Source organism: Microbacterium proteolyticum, from assembly GCF_030818075.1.
GTDB lineage: Bacteria > Actinomycetota > Actinomycetes > Actinomycetales > Microbacteriaceae > Microbacterium > Microbacterium proteolyticum_A.
In genome coordinates this window covers 967,390-985,816 of record NZ_JAUSZZ010000001.1, presented here as the reverse complement: position 1 = coordinate 985,816, position 18,427 = coordinate 967,390, and the positions used below count along the sequence as shown (strand labels likewise).

The 18,427-nt window shown below is 72.3% G+C and carries 17 protein-coding genes; 8 read left to right on the top strand and 9 right to left on the bottom strand.

The annotated features are described in order from the left end of the window. Positions 1 to 138 precede the first annotated feature (138 nt). Both QE392_RS04625 and QE392_RS04620 read left to right on the top strand, forming a co-directional pair. Complete coding sequence (locus tag QE392_RS04625; RefSeq protein ID WP_307448610.1) at positions 139 to 1,083, top strand: aldo/keto reductase; 945 nt, start codon at positions 139 to 141, stop codon at positions 1,081 to 1,083. Next, positions 1,080 to 2,393: an amidohydrolase gene (locus QE392_RS04620; RefSeq protein WP_307448607.1), complete on the top strand. Its 1,314-nt coding sequence runs from the start codon at positions 1,080 to 1,082 to the stop codon at positions 2,391 to 2,393. The genes QE392_RS04625 and QE392_RS04620 overlap by 4 nt, the downstream gene beginning before the upstream one ends. 316 nt (positions 2,394 to 2,709) lie before the next feature. Here the strand turns inward: QE392_RS04620 and QE392_RS04615 are convergent, their stop codons facing one another. The 9 genes from QE392_RS04615 to QE392_RS04575 form a co-directional block, all read right to left on the bottom strand. Further along, positions 2,710 to 3,468 (bottom strand): SDR family NAD(P)-dependent oxidoreductase, encoded by a 759-nt coding sequence (locus QE392_RS04615; protein ID WP_307448604.1) that lies wholly within the window; start codon positions 3,466 to 3,468, stop codon positions 2,710 to 2,712. Continuing rightward, entirely contained in the window at positions 3,465 to 4,436 is a 972-nt protein-coding gene (locus QE392_RS04610; RefSeq protein WP_307448600.1) for a fumarylacetoacetate hydrolase family protein, read from the bottom strand. Before QE392_RS04610 ends, QE392_RS04615 begins: the two co-directional genes overlap by 4 nt. Then, a complete protein-coding gene (locus QE392_RS04605; protein ID WP_307454025.1) occupies positions 4,433 to 5,434 on the bottom strand; it encodes an amidohydrolase family protein in 1,002 nt (333 codons plus the stop codon). The genes QE392_RS04610 and QE392_RS04605 overlap by 4 nt, the downstream gene beginning before the upstream one ends. A gap of 62 nt (positions 5,435 to 5,496) precedes the next feature. Then, a complete protein-coding gene (locus QE392_RS04600; RefSeq protein WP_307448596.1) occupies positions 5,497 to 6,630 on the bottom strand; it encodes an FAD-dependent monooxygenase in 1,134 nt (377 codons plus the stop codon). Between the two features lie 30 nt (positions 6,631 to 6,660). Beyond that, on the bottom strand, positions 6,661 to 7,596 hold the full coding sequence (locus QE392_RS04595; RefSeq protein WP_307454023.1) for a cyclase family protein: 936 nt from the start codon (positions 7,594 to 7,596) through the stop codon (positions 6,661 to 6,663). Positions 7,597 to 7,727: 131 nt separating this feature from the next. Then, a complete protein-coding gene (locus QE392_RS04590; protein ID WP_307448591.1) occupies positions 7,728 to 8,675 on the bottom strand; it encodes a fumarylacetoacetate hydrolase family protein in 948 nt (315 codons plus the stop codon). A gap of 34 nt (positions 8,676 to 8,709) precedes the next feature. After that, positions 8,710 to 9,726, bottom strand: a complete 1,017-nt coding sequence (locus QE392_RS04585) for a VOC family protein (RefSeq protein WP_307448587.1) — start codon at positions 9,724 to 9,726, stop codon at positions 8,710 to 8,712. 390 nt (positions 9,727 to 10,116) lie between these two features. Next, on the bottom strand, positions 10,117 to 10,854 hold the full coding sequence (locus tag QE392_RS04580) for a hypothetical protein (protein ID WP_307448584.1): 738 nt from the start codon (positions 10,852 to 10,854) through the stop codon (positions 10,117 to 10,119). Beyond that, positions 10,851 to 11,897: a Gfo/Idh/MocA family protein gene (locus QE392_RS04575; protein WP_307448581.1), complete on the bottom strand. Its 1,047-nt coding sequence runs from the start codon at positions 11,895 to 11,897 to the stop codon at positions 10,851 to 10,853. Before QE392_RS04575 ends, QE392_RS04580 begins: the two co-directional genes overlap by 4 nt. A gap of 110 nt (positions 11,898 to 12,007) precedes the next feature. Between QE392_RS04575 and QE392_RS04570 the strand changes: the two genes are divergently transcribed. The 6 genes from QE392_RS04570 to QE392_RS04545 all read left to right on the top strand — a co-directional run bounded on the left by QE392_RS04570 (position 12,008) and on the right by QE392_RS04545 (position 18,274). After that, positions 12,008 to 13,288 carry an ROK family protein gene (locus QE392_RS04570; protein WP_307448578.1) on the top strand — a complete coding sequence of 427 codons (1,281 nt, stop codon included), beginning with the start codon at positions 12,008 to 12,010 and terminating at the stop codon, positions 13,286 to 13,288. Positions 13,289 to 13,360: 72 nt separating this feature from the next. Continuing rightward, positions 13,361 to 13,774: a hypothetical protein gene (locus QE392_RS04565; protein ID WP_307448575.1), complete on the top strand. Its 414-nt coding sequence runs from the start codon at positions 13,361 to 13,363 to the stop codon at positions 13,772 to 13,774. Next, positions 13,771 to 14,754, top strand: coding sequence for a restriction endonuclease subunit R (locus tag QE392_RS04560; protein ID WP_307448572.1), 984 nt, complete (start codon positions 13,771 to 13,773; stop codon positions 14,752 to 14,754). Before QE392_RS04565 ends, QE392_RS04560 begins: the two co-directional genes overlap by 4 nt. Before the next feature lie 86 nt (positions 14,755 to 14,840). Beyond that, complete coding sequence (locus QE392_RS04555) at positions 14,841 to 15,791, top strand: sugar phosphate isomerase/epimerase family protein (protein ID WP_307448569.1); 951 nt, start codon at positions 14,841 to 14,843, stop codon at positions 15,789 to 15,791. Next, a complete protein-coding gene (locus QE392_RS04550; RefSeq protein ID WP_307448566.1) occupies positions 15,788 to 16,777 on the top strand; it encodes a sugar phosphate isomerase/epimerase family protein in 990 nt (329 codons plus the stop codon). The genes QE392_RS04555 and QE392_RS04550 overlap by 4 nt, the downstream gene beginning before the upstream one ends. 189 nt (positions 16,778 to 16,966) lie before the next feature. Beyond that, positions 16,967 to 18,274, top strand: a complete 1,308-nt coding sequence (locus QE392_RS04545) for a cytochrome P450 (protein WP_307448562.1) — start codon at positions 16,967 to 16,969, stop codon at positions 18,272 to 18,274. Positions 18,275 to 18,427: the final 153 nt, after the last annotated feature.

Here is an 18,427-nt window from a genome sequence, read left to right as displayed (position 1 = left end):
CGGGCGCGACGAGAAAGGTTCCGGATTGTGACGGTCGTTGTCGTTGCGTTACCGGGTTTGACCTCGCGTGTCGGCTGATGCCGTGCGGGCCGCGACGCTCCCCTAGCGTCGTGCCTCGCCCCGCTCGAAAGGATCACCGTGAGCCTCGCCGCCTCGCCGCCCCACCTCGACGCGCCCGCGCGCGCCGTCCTCGACCTCGCCGGACACCGTGTTTCTCGCGTCGCTCTCGGCGGGGCGCGGCTGACCGCCGGGGACGGGTGGGGCGTGCCCCGTGACCTCGACGTGCCCCGCGGCATCCTGCGGGCGGCCCTCGATGCCGGCATCGACCACATCGACACCGCCGACTCGCTCGGCCCCGCCGTCAGCGAGCAGATCATCGGCGACGTGGTGGGCGATCGCGCCGATGTGCTCGTGGCCACCAAGGTCGGGATGCTGCGGCCCGGTCCCGGGGAGTGGGGGGTGCTCGGTCGCCCCGACTACCTGCGACAGCAGGTGCACGCGAGCCTGTCGCGACTTCGTCGCGAGCGCATCGACCTGGTCTATCTACACCGCATCGATCCCGACTATCCGCTCGCCGATCAGCTCGGCGCGTTGCAGCAGCTGCGCCGCCAGGGGCTGATCGGGCATATCGGCGTCAGCCAGCCCTCCGCGACGCAGCTCGACGAGGTCCTCGCGCTCGAGCCCGACCTCGCCGCCGTTCAGAGCCTCTACAACGTCGTGGCGCGGGGCGACGCCGATCTCGTCCGCGGTCTCGAGCAGCGCGGCATCCCTTTCCTCGCGTACTGGCCGCTGCTGGGGCGCGGGATCGGCGCCGACCAGCACCGGGCGCTGTTCGCCGGCCTGTCCGCCATCGGCGCGCCGCTCGGCCTCGACGGCGCCCAGGTGGCCCTGGCCTGGATCTTCACCACGGCGCCCGGGGCGGGGGCGGTGGTGGGCAGTCGCTCCTCGGCCCATCTCGCGGCCAACGCGCGAGCCGCCGGCATCCGACTGGATGCCGAGACCTTGGCACGGATCGACCACGTCGTCGCTCGAGAAGTGGGCGATACGGCGTTCGATCCCCGACGATCGAAGGACGAGGCATGAGCGCTCGACACACCGTCGACCCCCTCGAGGTGTACACCGCGTGGGGCCGGGCCCGCGCGGAGGCCACCGTCGCGGAACCGGTCCGACGCGACCGCCGAGGCGCGGGGCCGTCGGTCCACGCCGCGATCGCCGCACGGGTCGAGCAGTTGCGTCCCGAGCTGACCGCCCTCGCGGTGGATCTGCACGCGAACCCCGAGGTCGGTTTCGAAGAGGTGCGCAGCGCCGCCCGGATCGCCGACCTGCTCGAGGCGCACGGGGCCGAGGTCGAGCGCGGCGCCTTCGCACTGCCCACGGCGTTCCGCGCCACCAGCGGAGCGGGCGGAGCGCACTTCGCCGTCGTCGCCGAGTACGACGCGCTTCCCGGGATCGGTCACGCGTGCGGCCACAACGTCATCGCGGCGATCGCCGCCGGCGCTTTCCTGGCGGCATCCGACGTCGTCCGCGACGGGCGCATCAGCATCATCGGCGCCCCCGCCGAAGAGGGCGGAGGGGGGAAAGAACTCATCCTCCGCGCCGGAGGCTTCGACGACGTCGATGCGGCGGGCATGGTTCACCCCTCGACGGGCGACGACGTCGGCGCGATCCTCGGCGGGGGCACCAGCGGCGTGCGCCGCCTCATCGCGACGTATCACGGCCGCGCCGGGCACGCGGCGCTCAGCCCCTACCTCGGCTTGAACGCCCTGGATGCCGTGGTCACGGCGTACCAGTCGATCGCTCAGCTGCGACAGCACATCCTGCCCGTCGACCGCATCCACGGCATCATCACCGACGGTGGCGCGGCGGCGAACGTCGTCCCCGAGCGCGCATCGGCGGAGTTCCTCATCCGCTCCGACGACATCGCCACCCTCGACGTCCTCGTCGAGCGGGTCGTCGCGATCCTCGAGGCGGCGGCGCTGTCGACCGGCACGCGGCTCGACCTCGACCTCGACTTCGTGCCCGCCTACCTCCCTCTCCGGCCGAACGTCACCCTCACGGAACGATGGGCGACGGCGCTGGAACGTCGGGGCCGCGTCGTGCCCCTCCGCCCGCGGACCGCCCGGCAAGGCGGCCCGTCGACCGACATGGGCAACGTCAGCTGGTTCGTGCCGTCGATCCACCCGACGCTGGGCCTGGGAGCGGCGCCCGGCGTCCTGCCCCACAACGCGGCCTTCGCCGACAGCACCGTGCAGCCGGCCGCCTTCGACGCCCTCGTGGATGCCGCAATCGCCCTGGCCGGGGCGGCGGCCGACTTCGTCTCGGACGAGGAGCTGCGCGCCGACGTCGCCGCGGAGTTCGCCGCCACCGGCGGTCGGCGGAGAGTGGCGCCGTGACCCTGCAGGACGTGCGGCCGCACCCGATCGACGACGCCGCGCCGGAACCCGGCGTCCCGGTCCGGTCGGGTCGCGGCAGTTCGTGGATCCGTGCCGCCGTGCGCACGCTGCACGAGCGGCCGGCGCCCGTTCGCCCAGGCGCTCAGGGGTTCGAGCTCATCGCGGTGTCGACGCCGTCTTGTCCTCCCGGGCGTCGTGCTGACGACGGTGTTCTCGTTCGGCTTGCGGTGGCTGCCCGCCCCATCTCGGAGAGCAGGGACGAGCCGCCCATTCCATCCACGCCGTCTCCGACGCATCGGCCGCAGCCCGCGCCCGTTCACCGTGGACGCAGGGCGCGAGAAAGAACGGATGCCGCTCCCGACACGGTCTGACCCCCGTCGACGGTGATCTCCGCGCCCGTGACGAAGGCCGCCGCGTCCGACAGGAGGAACGCCACCATCCCCGCCACCTCGTCGGCGGAACCCGCCCGACCGAGCGGGATGACGGAGTCGTTCGCGGCCCGGAACGCCGGCGGGGCGCTCGCGGTCATCGCCGTGTCGATGAAGCCGGGGTGCACGAGATTGACCCGGATGCCGCGCGGACCGAGCTCGGTGACGCAGGCGTGCGTGAGGCCGCGCAGCGCCCACTTGCTGGCGGTGTAGGCCGCCGTGTAGTGCCCGGTGAGCCCCGCGACCGAGCCGATGTTGACGATCGACGAGCCGGCATCCATCAGCGGAAGAAGAGCCTGGATGCCGAGCATCGCCCCGGTGACATTGACGGCGAAGACGCGATCCCAGTCGTGCCGGGTGAGCGTGCCGATGCGGGCGCGATGCGTGATCCCGGCATTGTTCACGAGGCCCCGCACCCGGCGACCCGCGAGCGCAGCGGCGAGCGCGGCCCAGCCCTCTTCCGATGAGACGTCGAGGCGGCGGTAGGTGACGCGGTCCGATTCGTCGAGATCGGGGGCCTCGGGGGCGACGTCGACCGCGACCACGTCGGCGCCCGCACGCGCGAGAGCGCGGGCCTCGGCGGCGCCCTGTCCGGCGGCGGCCCCCGTGACGACGAACAGGTTCCCGGTGAGCCCGGGGGTGCTCATCGCGCCCGCGCTCGCGAGCGCCCCCGCGCCCGCGCCACGGACGGCGCCGCCACCCGCTCCCCCACGACGTTCACGATCTCGCCCACGCCCTCGATCACGAGGCGCACCTCATCGCCCGGTTCGAGCGGTCGCGGGTCGAGCCCACCGCGGCGGCCCCACAGCTCGCCGAGGCAGCCGCCGTTGCCCACGGTCCCCGAGCCCAGCACGTCACCCGGCACGACCACCGAGTTGCGCGCGGCGTAGGCGACGAGCTCGGGGAACGGCCACCCCATGTTCGACACGAGGTCGTGGCCGATCAGCTCGCCGTTGATGAACAGCTCGGCTCGCACGGCGAGGAAGCCGTCGTCGTCGAGGTACGGCTCCAGTTCGTCGGCCGTGACGATCCACGGACCCAGCGTCATCGCGAAGTCCTTGCCCTTGGCCGGGCCGAGGCGCACCTTCATCTCGCGCGACTGCAGATCGCGCGCCGACCAGTCGTTCATCACGGTGTAGCCGAAGATGTGGGATGCCGCCGCTGCGGCATCCAGGTTCTCGCCGGTCGAGCCGGGCACCGCGCCGATCACGACCGCCAGCTCGAGTTCGACGTCGAGGCGCTGCGTCTCGGGGATCGCGACCACATCTCCGGTCGCCCGCACGGTGTGCGGGTTGGTGAAGTAGAACGTCGGCGCCTCGTACCACTCGGGCACGACCTCGCTCTTGCCGTCGACCGAGGCGCTCACGCCCTCCACGTGCTCCTCGAAGGCCACGAAGTCGCGGATCGACGCGGGCACGAGCGGGGCGAGCAGGCGCACCTCGGCGAGCGGCCGCGCGGCGGAGCGGTCCCGGCGTTCGAACAGCGCCGCAGCGGCCGACAGCCCCTGCGCGAGCACCTCCGCGACGCGCAGACCGTCGGGGAAGGGCACGACCTCATCGCCGACGACGAACCCCTCGCCCACGTCGGCGCCATCGGCCCAGCGCGCGATCCTCACGCGTGCACCCGGGTGCGCAGCAGCTCGGCGGCGTTCGCGCCCAGGATGCCGGTGACGTCCGACTCCGGAAGGCCCGCCCCCCGCACGAAGGCGACGGGGTCGTCGAGCCCCATGTCGAAGGGGAAGTCGCTGCCGAGCAGCACGCGGTCGGCGCCGGCCACCTCGACGAGCCAGCGCAGGGCCCGTTCGTCGTGGACGACGGTGTCGAACCACAGCTTCGACAGGTAGGTCGAGGGCGCGTGAGCGCAGCCGTGCGCCTCGGGCCGCACTCTCCACGCGCGGTCCGATCGTCCGATCGCGGTGGGCAGGTACCCGCCGCCGTGCGCGGCGACGAGGCGCAGGCCCGGATGCCGATCCAGCACGCCGGCGAAGATGAGGTGCGACAGCGCGACGGCGTTCTCAATGGGCTGCCCCACGGTGTTGGAGAGGTAGAACCGGTCGAGACGCTCGTCGAGCGAGCAGCCGAAGGGGTGGAGGAACACCACGGCGCGCAGCTCCGCCGCCCGCGCCCAGAACGGCTCGAGCCGCTCGTCGCCGAGCTCCACGTCACCGGCGAACGAGGAGATCTCGACACCAGCCAGGCCGCGCCCGAGCACCGCGTCATCGAGCGCGTCGACGACAAGGTGCGGATGCTGCAGCGGCACGGTTCCGAGCCCGACCAGCCGTTCGGGCGCTGCAGCGACGTGCTCGGCGATCAGACGGTTCGCCTCGCCGGTAGCCCAGGTCGCCAGGCCCTCGTTCGCCCACGGGTAGAAGTGGTTCGGCGAGGGGCTCACCCACTGCCGGTCGACGCCCTGCGCGTCCATCGCGGCCAGGCGCGCGTCGACCGAGGTCAGCTGCGGGAAGCGCTCGCCGATCATGCGGCCCGAGGCCTGCAGGCTCGGGAGCCCGTTGCGTCTCAGCTCGAGGTCGGCCGCGGCCTTCACCTCGTCGGGCACGCGGCGCTCGACCTCGGCGTGCAGCCCCGGCATGAGCAGGTGCGCGTGCACGTCGGTGATCTCACCCGTGTGCGCCGAACCGTGGTCGCCCGTGACGGCCGCGGTGCCGTCGACGACGCCGGTCACGCGCGGGCCGCCGTCAGCTGCGCCACCCCGAACATCAGTCCGCCCATGTCGGCGTCGCGGACGCCGTCGAGCTGCCACTGCCCGAGCTGCACCGACGCGTCGACGATGGCCTTCGCCCGCGCCACCCGGCGCTCGTGGAAGGCATCCCACAGCGCTTGGTCGACGGCATCCCTCTCCACGAGCAGCTCGCTGAGGACCGCCGCGTCTTCGAGACCCTGAGCCGCGCCCTGGGCGATGGTGGGCGGGCAGCTGTGGGCGGCGTCGCCGATGACCACGGCCCGACCGCGGTTCCAGGGAGCGTCGACGAGGTGCCGGGTGAACCAGGTGTAATTCGCGTCGGCGCCCGCTTCGATGTCGGCGCGGATGTGGTTCCACGGACCGTCGTATGCGCGCGACTGCTCGACCATGATGCGCCGGGCCTCGTCGGGCGCGACGAGCGAGCGGTCTTGCGCGGCCTCGACGAGGAAGGCGTACATGGTGTCGTCGCCGGTGGGGGTGTAGCCCGCGATGTACATCGGCCCGCCGTAGTACAGCTCGCTGCGGTCGACGTCGGGCGGCAGCGACACGAACGTGCGCCAGATGCCCATGCCGGTCTGCTCGGGCGAAACGTGGATGCCGATCATCTCGCGCACCGCGGAGTGCAGGCCGTCGGCGCCGACGAGCAGGTCGAACGTGCCCGCGGGCTCCCCGTCGACCTCGACGGCGACGCCGTCGTCGGTCTGCGAGACGCCGGTGACGCGGGTGCCGAAGTGCACGCGCGCGCCGTGCTTCTCGGCCGCGGCGAGCAGGATGCGGGCCAGGTCGGGGCGCGACATGCCCATCGTGGAGGGGTAGTCGGGGCCGCCGGTCTTGAGGTCGGGCAGGGCCGCGACGACCGGGGCGCCCGGTCCCGGGGCTCGCAGGTTGAGACCCTCGAACGCCTTGCCGGCGGCGGCCACCTCGTCCCACACGCCGAGCTCGTCGAACACCCGCAGGGCGTTGCCCTGCAGCGTGATGCCCGAGCCGCGCGTGGTGAGCGCGGGCTGGGCGTCGTAGAGATCGACCTCGACACCGGCCTTCGCGAGGAAGATGGCGGTGGCCAGGCCCGCGACGCCGGCTCCGGCGATCGCGACTTTCTGAACGGCGGTCATGTCAGAACCTCTCTGTTCTGGGGCGGGGGTTTAGAGAAGGGCCAGGGGGTTCACCGGGGAGCCGACGGCACCGGTGATCGGCAACGGGGGAGCTGCGAGGAAGAACTCCCAGCGTCCCGCATCGGCGCAGGCGTCGGCGAGGGCGTCGAGGTTCCACATCTCGCCGATGGTGAGCCCGAGGTTGGGGATGACGACCTGGTGCAGCGGCTGGAACGCCGGCACGTCGAACTCATTTGGCCGCACCTCGAAGCCCCAGGTGTCGGTCGCGATCGCGGCGATCTCGGTGCGGTGCAGCCACCCGGCCGTCGTGAGCGAGAGGCCGGGCGCCGGTCCGCCGGCGTAGTCGCCCCAGCCCTCGCGGCGAGCGCGGGTGTAGTGGCCGGTGCGCACGAGCACGATGTCGCCGCGCGCGACCTCGACGCCCTCGGCGGCGGCACAGGCCTCGAGGTCGGCGACGGTGATCGCGTACCCGTCGGCGAGCTCGCCGGTCTCCGGCGCCAGGTGGCGGCCCACATCGAGCAGCACACCGCGCGAGACGATGACGGATGCCGCGTGCTCGATGCCCGTGACCAGGTCGCCGTCGCTCGTGACGACGTCGCCCGCGCGGCGACCGTTCCAGGCGAACCCGTGGTCGAAGATGTGGCCGAGGCCGTCCCACTGCGTGGAGCACTGCAGGGGCATCGAGATGACGTCATCCGCCCCGCCGATGCCGTGCGGGAAGCCCTGGTTGCCGCGCTCGGCATCCGTTCCCGTGTCGGTCATCGTGTGCACCGGATTGGTCCGGCGGCGCCAGCCCTTCTGCGGACCGTCGGTGTCGAAGCGCTGCGAGAGCGAGATCGAGACGCCGTCGCGCACGAGCGCGGCTGCCTGGCGGCGCTTGTCGGCGTCGATGAAGTTCAGGGTGCCGAGCACGTCGTCCTCGCCCCAGCGGCCCCAATTGCGGTAGGCCTCGGCGCGCGCGGCGATCTCGGCCTCGGGGTTCTGCCGGTCGAGGTCGGCCGGGTCCTCCGACGGCGCCGGCCCCTGAGCCTGTCGAAGGGCCCCCCGACCCGCCTCCGGCCCCTGAGCCCTATCCGGTCCCTGAGCCTGCTCGAGGGTCACTTCGCCCCCTCCGCCACGCACCGCACGACCTGCGTGCCGAGCGCGCCGATGGTTCCCGTCATCACGTCGCCGTCGCGCAGGAACCTCTTCCAGTGCTGCCCGTTTCCGGCCGGGCTGCCGGTGAGCAGCAGGTCGCCGGGCAGCAACGGGTGGGTCTGGGATGCCGCCGAGATGAGCGCCGGTACGTCGAAGAGCAGGTCGGAGGTGCGGGCATCCTGCATCACCTGTCCATTCAGCTCGAGGCGCACGGGGGTGTCGGCGGGGTCGACGAAGCGGGCGGGAACGAGCAGCGGCCCGGTCGGGAGGAACCCCGGGGCGTTCTTGGAGCGGTACCAGTCGGTGCCGATCTCCTTCATGTCCTTCCGGAACACCAGGTCCCGCGTCGTGATGTCATTGACGATCGTGTACCCGGCGACGTGGTCGAGCGCGTCCTCGCGCGAGACGCGGAATGCCTCGCGGCCGATCACGACGGCGAGCTCCAGCTCCCAGTCGTGCACCTCGCTGTACGCGGGGAGCACGAGGGGCACGTCGTCGCCGACCACGCACGCGGTCAGGCCGATGAAGAAGTACGGCTCGCCGCTGCGGGCGCGCTCGTCCATCATGTCGGCGGCGAACGCGCGGGCCTCCTCGGGCGTGCGGTCGGTGTTCTGCGTCAGGCCCGCGGCCACCAGCTCGATCACGTGCTGGCGGTAATTGGCGCCGGTCTGCAGCACCTGCCGGGGCTCGACGGGCGCCGTGAGAGTGACATCGGAGAGGGGATGCCACTCCCCCGGCGCGTCGACCAATGCGGCGAGGCGATCCCAGTCGGGGTCGGCGAGGAACGCGTTGAGACCCCCGCCCAGCTCGTCGTCGTCGAGCGGGCGGATGCGGTCGCCGGCCACGAGGCCGACGCGCACGGCATCCCCGTCTCGGAAGCGTGCGAGGGCGAACGATGCGGTGGTCATGGTGGTGCTCACTTTCCCCGACCGGGATCGTCGCTCAGCCCCGGCCTTCGACCGCGTAGGGGTTGAGCAGGGCGTCCTTGATCTCGTCGGGCACGCCCTCTTCGGTGGCGCTGGGGCCGTCGGCGGGCGGGAACGACTCGGTCATCGACATCGGCATGCGGCCGTTGCGGTAGAAGTTGTTCGAGCCCTGCGACGGCTTCCAGGTGTTGGCCTCCCAGTCGGGCACGTAGTTGCGGTACCCGCCGGTGTTGAGCTCGATGCGCAGGCTCGAGGGCTCGCGGTAGTAGAGGAACGTCTGCTCGCCGATGCCGTGGATGTTGGGGCCGTACTCGATCGGGATGCCGTTCTCCATGAGCGTGTCGGCGGCGATGAGCAGCTCCTCGCGGGTGTCGACCCAGAAGGCGTAGTGGTTGATGCGGCCGGCGCGGGTCGAGCCGTCGAGGACGACGCCCAGGTCGTGCGACTTCTCGTTGGTCGTCAGCACCGAGAACACCGAGATGGGTGCCTCGTCGAGCACGGTGCGTGCCATGAAGCGGAAGCCGAGCGTGTCGACGTACCACTGCACGAACGCGTCGACGTCTTGCGTGGCGACGGTGACGTGATCGAGCTGGCGCGGGGCGCCGGCGACGGGGCTGCGCTTCTCGGGACGGTCGGGGAAGATCGAGGCCGTGTGCGGCTCGGCGCGGTGGCGCTCGACGTCCCAGTGCAGGGTCATGTTGTGGCCGAAGGGGCCGGTGAAGCGGAACGCGCGGCCGATGCCCCGGCCCTCGAACCACTCGCCCTCGATGCCCGCGGCCTGCACGCGCTTGGCGGCCTCTTCCAACGCCTCGGCCGACGACGTGCGCCAGGCCATGGTCTCGAGCGTGGGCTCGTCGCCCTTCGCCACGACGACGGAGTAGGCGTAGTAGTCGCCCCAGCAGCGGAGATACACGCGGTCGTCTTCGCGGGCGACCCCGGTCAGCCCCACCTGGTTGACGTAGAAGTCCACCGAGGCCTCGACATCAGGAGTCGTGATCGCGACGAACGACAGATGAGAGAGAAGCTTGATCATCTTCGATCCTTTCGGTGAATCGGGTCGTTCCGACTCTTTTTCCACTATCCGACCGAAGCCGATATCAGGGAAGCCGATCCTGTGGATGCCGGGTATCGGGGTGGCTTATTCGCTCGACCGTCTCGGGTGGCGGCTGGCGCGCGGCTGCCGGGGCGTTGCGCGGAGCGGCGGGGCATCGCGCGGAGCGGCGGGCGTCGCGCGGGCTGCGGGGCATCGCGCGGGCTGCGGAGCGTTGCGCGGGCTGCGGAGCGTTGCGCGGGCTGAGGAGCGTTGCGCGGAGGGAGGACGGCGCGCGTCCCCCGTGTGACGGCACATGTCCCCCACATTCGGCCACCCCCGGGGTCCGCAACCCGCCACGACGGGGACATGCTGCGACGAGGGCGGCCGTGCTCACCGGAGCGGATGCGAGATGACCGCGTCATCCGCCGACAGCTCGTCGAGGTCGGTCAGCGCAGCGCCCGCCTCGATGGCATCCACGATCCGTCGCAGCGCGAGACGCTCCGGGGACTCTCGACGGACGGGACGGGCCCGACGCCCCTCCTCGTCCTCGAGTACCACCTCGCAGAGCGGCGAGGCCGAGTCCACCCGCACCTCGATGCGGCACGGGCCGAGGGCGGTGGCGGTGAGCGCGCCGCCCACCCCGCCGCCGATCGCCCGGGTCACGCTTGCGCCGATACCCCCTGCACCGCGCAGGGCGACCGTCGTCGCCGAGGTCGTGTCGGCGCGACCGACGACGCTCAGCGGGCCGCCGGCGAGCACCCGCGCCCATCCGACCGCGTCACGCAGGAGCGCCGCGGCATCCGTCCGCCCGCCCCAGGCGTCGACCACGATGTGATGCGGCACGGCGGTTCCGGCGCGCGCATCGACGACGACATCGGGGCGCAGGCGGCGGCGCACGACCACGACCGGAACGCCGATCGCACCGAGTCGTTCGTGGACCACGGCCGGCGCCGGGTCGGGCTCGTCGACGACGAAGGCCGCCGCGTCGACGAGCCGCTCCCACCAGGCACCGCGCCCCTCGACCACGCGGATACCGCCGGCACCGTCGCCGAGGCGCACCCGAGGGGCGAGCTCGGCCACGGCCGCCCGGTACGGTGCCGCGTCGGCGAGCACGTCGTGCGGGGTCACCGCATGCCCCCCGCCCGCACCGCGGCAGCCGCCGCATCGGCGATGGTCGTGACGAACACCGCGTCCGCGCGGAGCTCGTCGTATTCCATCGCGGACTCTCCGCGCAGCAGTGCGGCGAGCGCCCGCCACTCGACCTCGTACCCGTCGCGTCGGTCGACGGGGTAGACCGTTCGCACCCCCTGCGCGTCGCGCACCGTGGTGCGGGCGCCGCCGACGTGGACGAACGGGGGCGGGAATTCGATCTCGACGCGAGCCGCCGCCGTCGCCACGCTCACGCGCCACAGCGAATCCGCGCCCTCCGGCAGCATGACCGCGGTGAATCGCACGAGCGCCCCGTCCGCCCGGAGCGCCAGGTCGAACCCGATCGGCGCGACGGGCCGCGCCCACACCAGCTCGGGAGCCGCGGGCAGGAGGTCGCGGACGAGGGGAAGGTCGTGCACGCCGAGACCGGCGACGAGCTGTCGCACGATCGCGGCGCTCTGCTCGGGGTCGTCGAGGTCGAGGGGCGGCCGCCGCGGCGGCGCCGCCGCGGGCAGGCGCTCCCCCATCGTCAGCGCGTGGTAGCGGTCGTTGGGCGAGAGGCACAGGGTCACGGTGACCGAGGCGATGCGCCCGTCCAGAGCACCGATGTGGTGAGTGGCGCGCCCCCACGCGGGGTCGAACAGGTGGTTGGCTCCGACGACGAGCAGAGCTCCGACCGCGGCGCACTCGGCGACGAGTCGCTCCGCCTCCGCGGCCGTGTCGGCGAGCGGCTTCTCGCAGAAGATCGCGCGCCGCCCCGCAGCGAGGCTGGCCCGCACGTGCGCCGCATGCTGCGCGGGAGGACTGCACACCGCGACGACATCGACGTCCGGATCGGCGAGGAGCGCGTCGATGCCCGTCGACGCCCGCGCGCCGAACCGCTCGGCGACGAGCGCTGCCCGCCCGCTCCCGGCGTCGCTGACGTGCACGAGCCGGAAATCGCCGCCGGTCCGCGCGAGCGTCGGCGCGTGCAACGCCGCGACGCCGGGGCCCGCTCCGATGATGCCCACGCCCCACGTCATCCCGGCCCCCTCGCCCACTTCAGCACGAATCACGCAGAAGTGTGTCTCTCACGGACTATAGACCACGGCTCTGCGGCAGCGGGAGGCCTCTCCTGTGTGAAAATCAACGCATGGCCAACGTGTCCACCCTGCGGTTCGGCGCCCAGACCGACGAGGTCACGAGCCTGTTGCGCATCGTCAACATGGTGCGCCTCGGTGACGCGGTGACCCGGCCCGAGATCGGACGCGTGACCGGCCTCGGACGCGGCGTCGTCGCCCAGCGCGTCGACCGCGCCGTCGAGATGGGCTTCCTCGAGGATGCCGAGTACGCCCCCTCCTCGGGGGGCCGCGCCCCGCGCACCCTGCGCTTCCGCACCGAGCGTGGACGCATCGTCGTGTGCGCCCTCGGCGGCCTGCACATCCACGTCGGCGTCACCGACCTCGACGGCGCCATCCTCGCCGAGGCCCACCGCGCGTGGGACATCGCGCGCGGCCCCGAGGAGACCCTCGCGACGGCCACCGCCATGGTCGACGAGCTGCTCGCCGCGGGCGACGGCACCCCGGTCTGGGCGCTCGTCGTGGGCCTGCCCGGGCCGGTGGACTTCGAGACCGGCCGCCCGGTCGCCCCGCCGATCATGCCCGGGTGGAACGGCTACGACGTCCGCACGGCGTTCGAGCAGCGCTACGACGCCCCCGTCTGGGTCGACAACGACGTCAATCTCCTCGCTGCGGGCGAGCGCGCCCGCCGTCGCGACGAGAGCATCGACCTCATCTACTGCAAGGTGGGCACGGGCATCGGCGCGGGGCTCGTCTCGCACGGGCGACTGCATCGCGGCGCGAACGGTGCGGCCGGCGACATGGGTCACGTCCGCGTGCCGGGCGCCGAGCAGGTGTGCCGCTGCGGCAAGACCGGCTGCCTGGAGGCCGTCGCCGGCGGATGGGCGCTCGTGCGCGACGCGCGCGCCGCGATCGACGGTGGGGCGACGGGCGCCCTCGCCGACGCCGTCGCCGCGGGAACAGAGCTGACCCCCGAGCACGTGGCCCGTGCGGCGGAGCGCGGCGACCCCCTCGCCATCTCGCTCGTCCAGGCCGCGGCCCGGCAGGTCGGGGAGGCGGTGGCCGCCCTCGTGAACATGTTCAACCCCGGCGTGATCGTGGTCGGCGGCGCGGTGGCGTCGACGGGCGAGCTGTTCCTCGCCGAGATCCGCCAGCGCGTGTACGAGCTGTCGCTGCCCCTGGCCACTCGCGATCTCGACATCAGGACCAGCGAGAGCGACAGCAGTGCGCCGGTGCGCGGCGGCGTCGACCTCGCTCTCGAGCAGCTGTTCGAGGTGTCTCTGCCCCGCTGGTTCGCCGAGGGACGCCCCACGGTGGCGGCGGTCCATGGTGCGAGCGTCCGACTTCTTCCTTAATTCGACATTATTGAGTAGCTTGTAGGCGGAAGCGCGCCGTGCGGCGCGCCGTGACACGAGGACGTGCCCGCCATGACCCTTTCCGCTCTGCGCGACGACGCGCTGCGCGCCACCGCCGACGGGGCCGAGGTCCGTCTGTCGCTGCCGTGGATCCGCTCGCTTCCACTGGCCGGCCTCCTCGAGCCGGTGGTGCAGATCGACGGACACGCGACCGAGCCGGCGATCGCCCTCGGCGCGCGCCGGGTCAGCGCCGCAGCCCTCGCCGACGAAGACGCCTGGTGGTACCTCCAGGACCGCGTCGTACTGCAGATCCCGGATGCCGTGAGCCCCGGCATCCATGAGGTGTCGGTGTCGTTCCGCCTCGAGATCCCCTATCTCCCCGGCGGACCGGACCAGCCGCTGCGCATTCCCTTCGCCTTCACCCGTCCGCTGACGACCGGCGCCGCCGCCGGCAGCGTGTCGCGCGATGTGGACGGCACCTCATGAGCCTCCCCGCGGGCTGGACGCTCTCCGCCAGCGCGTTCAATCTCACCCCCGAGGTCATCCGCGCCGAACGCACCGCCCCGGACCTGGCGCTCACGCTGGTCGAGCGGGACATCGCCGCCGCGATCGAGATCGAACTGGGTCAGATGTGGCGTGGATTCCCCGCGCCGTCCGCCGCCGACGCCGAGACCTTCCGTGATCGCCTGGCCGCCGCGGGCGGCCGCGTCAGCGTCGTCGGCGTGAGCATCGACGAGTTCGACCGCGGGCGCCGGCGGACGGATGCCGAGCGCCGGGCGTTCCTCGAACCGCAGCTGCGCGCGGCGGCTCAGGCCGGCGCCGCGGGCGTTCGCCTGCCGATCGGCCAGGCGGGCTCACTGCTCGACGATCTCGTGCCGCTGCTGGAGGAGCTCGACCTCGTGCTCTACGAGGAGGCGCAAGGGCACGAGACGCCCGCCGCCCGCCCGAACGCGTACGACCGCATCGCCGACCTCGACTCCCCGCACGTGCGGCTGCTGCTCGACATCAGCATGCTCATGCCGGCGCTGCCCGTGACCTATCTCGACGAGATCGAGCGCGGCGGCCTCCCCGCCGACCTCGTCCGGCGCCTCCGCGGCGAGTGGCGCGATCCCGCGACCCACGAAGCAGTGCTCGACCAGCTGCGCTCGGGCGGGGTGCCGGGGCCCATTCACACGTTGTACATGAACCTGCTCGTGCGGTTCGGGCGTTCGCGCGTCGCTGATCTGGCATCCGTCCTCCCCCTCGTCGGGGCGGTGCACCTGAAGTTCTGGGACCTCGTCGACGACGACGACCGTCTCTCCGACCCCCTTCGCGACGTGGGCACAGCCCTCGCCGCGGCGGGATTCACCGGCACGCTCTGCAGCGAGTGGGGCGGCCAGGAGTGGCTCGACGACGACCCGTGGGAGATGACCTCGCGTCATCTCGCCCTGGCCGCCGCCGCACTCTCCGCCCCACCCGCCGCGTGAGTCGCCACGATGTGTCGCCCCGAGCACGCTCGCGGCGACACATCGTGGCGACTCACGCGCACACGTACCGACCAAGAGGAGCAGTAATGACGATCAAGTGGAGCTACATGGATCACTGGCGGGCCCAGGGCCCCGCCGGGCCCTACGACCAGTGGCAGTCCAAGCTGGCCATGAAGCGCTTCCTGCAGCAGGTCGCCGCTGTCGGCTTCGACGCGATCGACACGTTCGACTTCCGCATCTGGCAGATCTTCGAGCAGTACGGCTCGGTCGCGAACTACCAGGAGTTCGTGCAGGAGCAGGGGTTGGAGCGCATCGTCAACACCTTCCACGGCGTGTACTACTCGCCCGACCGGTACGCCCCCGAGGTGCCGGCGACGCACCCCACGATCATCGAGGACTTCCAGCGGACGCTGGACATGTGGTCCGGCATCCAGCTCGACAACATCATCGTCATGCCGGGCTCGCGCTACTTCGACGAGGCGGGCGTGCCCGACGACGGTCTGAAGCACGCCGCCGACGTGTGGGGCAAGGTGGGCGAGCTGACGCAGCAGTACGGCGTCAACCTCACCTGCCACCACGAGTTCTACGCCGGCATCCGCACGCGCGATCAGATCGACCGCTTCTACTCGTACGCCGACCCGCGGTACGTGAAGTTCTTCGTCGACACCGCGCAGCACTGCATCGCCGACGTCGACCCCGTCGACGTGTACGAGAAGCACCACGAGCGGGTGACGGGTTTCCACTTCAAAGACACCCGGCACAAGGACGTCAACGACGACTACCGGATGTTCCCGGATGCCGAGGTCTCGGCGAAGACCACCGAGAAATGGTTCTACGAGATGGGCACCGACGAGGGGCTCGTCGACTTCGAGGCCATGATGCGCTCGGTGCGCGACCACGGCTACAGCGGCTGGATCAGCGTCGAGCACGACAAGGCCGACAAGCTCGGCGGCGACTACGCCGAGAGCACCGCCATCGCCCGGTGGTACGCGAAGAACGTGCTGGACGGCATCTACACCGAGGAGGTCGCGCGATGAGCGACGTGCGCTGGGCTTACGCCATCAACCAGTGGGACACCAACATCGACTCGTTCGTGCGCACGCGCGAACACGAGCGGGCGTTCAAGACCGTGTCGATCAGCGGCTTCTCGGGCGTCGAACTGACGGCGGAGAGCTTCGGGCCGTGGGAACCGCTGGGCACACCCCAGCAGCTCGCCGACCTGTACGGCTCGGTCGAGGGCTTCAAGGAGTTCCTGGCCTCGTGCGCGATCGACGCCGTGAGCAGCTACGTGTACGACCCTTCCGTCGGCTTCGAGGTCGAGATGGGCCGCGGGCCCGACCCGCTCGACCCCGCGGCGGTCGACCAGATCGTGCGCACCGCGCGCTGGTTCTCTGACGCCATCCGCCGGCTGGGCGGGAGCGTCCTCGTCGTGCGGGCCGCGCCGTCGGCCTGGCAGACCGGCGCGCTGTCGGCCGAGCAGATCGGTGTGCTCGCGAGCCTGTGGAACGCCGTCGGCGCGGCCATCGCCGCCGACGGTGTCACGCTGGGCCTGCACGTCGACTTCCTCTCGGCGCTCCGCCTCGACGACGGCATCTCGCGCCTGCTCGCAGCGACGGATGCCGACACCGTGGGCCTCGCGATCGACACCGCCGAGTACGCGATCGCCGGCATCGACCCGGTCGCCTTCTACCGCCGCCACGCCGGCCGCGTCGTGCACGTGCAGCTCAAGGACGCGCGCGAGACGGTGGACGACGAGGAGGCGTCGACGCCGCATGCGGAGCAGTTCATCCGCACCGAGGGCGGTGCACGGAAGATCCTCCGCTGGTTCTTCGAGCCGAGCGACGAACGCGCGCTGGTCGACTTCGAGGGCTTCGTGGGCGCGCTGGCCGAGCACGGCTACCGCGGCTGGATCGTCGTCGAGTCCGACCAGAGCCCCCACCCCGCCGAGAGCACGATGGTGGCCGGCTGGTACGTGCAGAAGGTGCTGCGCCCGCTCCTCGAGGGCGCGCGGGTCCGCGCCTGATTACCCGCCGCGCTCGCCGCGCTCGCCGCGCGCCGCCGCGTGAGGGGTCGATTTCTGTCGCCGAGGGAGCCCCCGGGGCGACAGATCTTGACCCCTCGCGCGGGTCGGCGCGGCGCGGCGCGGTAGCACACGGGGTGGGGATGCGCCGCCCCCTCGGCGACGGCGAGGGGGCGTGGAAGCGTGACGGGCATGGCATCCCCCCTCGCCCTGCTCCGCGACGACTCGCTTTCGCTCCTCGTGCGCGGCTACGACTTCGGCGCCCACCTCTGGCGCCGGGCCGACCGCGGTGCGCGCGCCGTGCCGTTCCGCCTGCTGGGGCGCGAGGCGCTGTTCGTGCGGGGCGAGGAGGGGGTGCGGCTCTTCTACGACGAGTCGCTCACCCGCCGCCACGGGGCGATGCCCGCGTTCATCCAGGAGTCGCTCTTCGGCCACGGCTCCGTGCACAGCCTCGACGGCGACGAGCACCGCCACCGCAAGTCGACCTTCGTCGACGTGCTGTACGACGACGTCGAGGTCGCGCGACTGCTCCCCGAACTCGATCGCGAGTGGCGCGGAGAGCTCGACGCGTGGATCGCCGGCGGCGAGCGCAGCGCGTACGAGGCGGCGGTGGGCGCCCTCGGTCGCGCGATCATGCGGTGGGCCGGCATCCCCGGCACGCCGGCGGCGCAGACGCGGTGGGCGAAGCGGCAGGCGCAGATCGTCGACGGGTTCGGCGTGCCGTACTCGCCCGAGTTCGCCCTGGCGCTGCTGAACCGCCGCTGGTCCGACCGGCACGCCGCCGAGCTGATCGAGGCCGTCCGCTCGGGCACCCTCGACCCCGCCGAGGGCACCGCGCTGCACGCCTGGGCCTGGCATCGCGACCGCGACGGCGAGCTGCTGCCCGCAAAACGGGCCGGGGTCGAGCTGCAGAACAGTTTCCGCCCGATGATCGCGGTCTCGCGCTTCGTCGCGTTCGCCGCGAAGGAGCTGCACGACCGCCCCGAATGGCGGGAGCGCATCGCGGCCGAGGCCGCCGAGCGCGGCACGCTGGTCGGCGGGGAGCTGGCGACGATGTTCGCGCAGGAGATCCGCCGCACCGCACCCTTCGTTCCGATGCTGCCCGCCTGGGCCGTGACCGACGTCGAGCTCGACGGCGAGCGCGTCTCCGCCGGCGGCCGGGTCGTGCTCGACATCCTCGGCACCGACACCGACACCCGCGAGTGGGAGCGCCCGTCGGCATTCGACCCCGAACGATTCCGGGGCGTCGACGACTACGAGGCTCTCGCGGCGTTCGTCCCGCACGGCGGCGCGGACGTCGCGACCGGACACCGCTGCCCCGGCGAGAAGCTCGCGATCGCCGGGCTCGCGGCATCCATCTCCGCCCTCAGCGACCCGCGCATCCGCATCAGCGGCCGGGGCCTCGAGGTGAACAGGCGACGGATGCCGACGAAGCCGCGTTCCGGTGGCCGTGTGCGCCGCGCGGACGCGCCGTCGGGCTGCCCGTTCCACCGGGGGTGACCTGCCACGAGAACAGGCTTCGCCCCGAGAACAGGGCGATCGAGGCCGAAACGGCCTGTTCCGGTGGCATCCCCTGTTTTCGTAACGCCGCTGCGGACCGCTGCGACCGCGCGCGCCACGTCGGCGCCAGCACGAGAACAGGCTCCGCGCCGG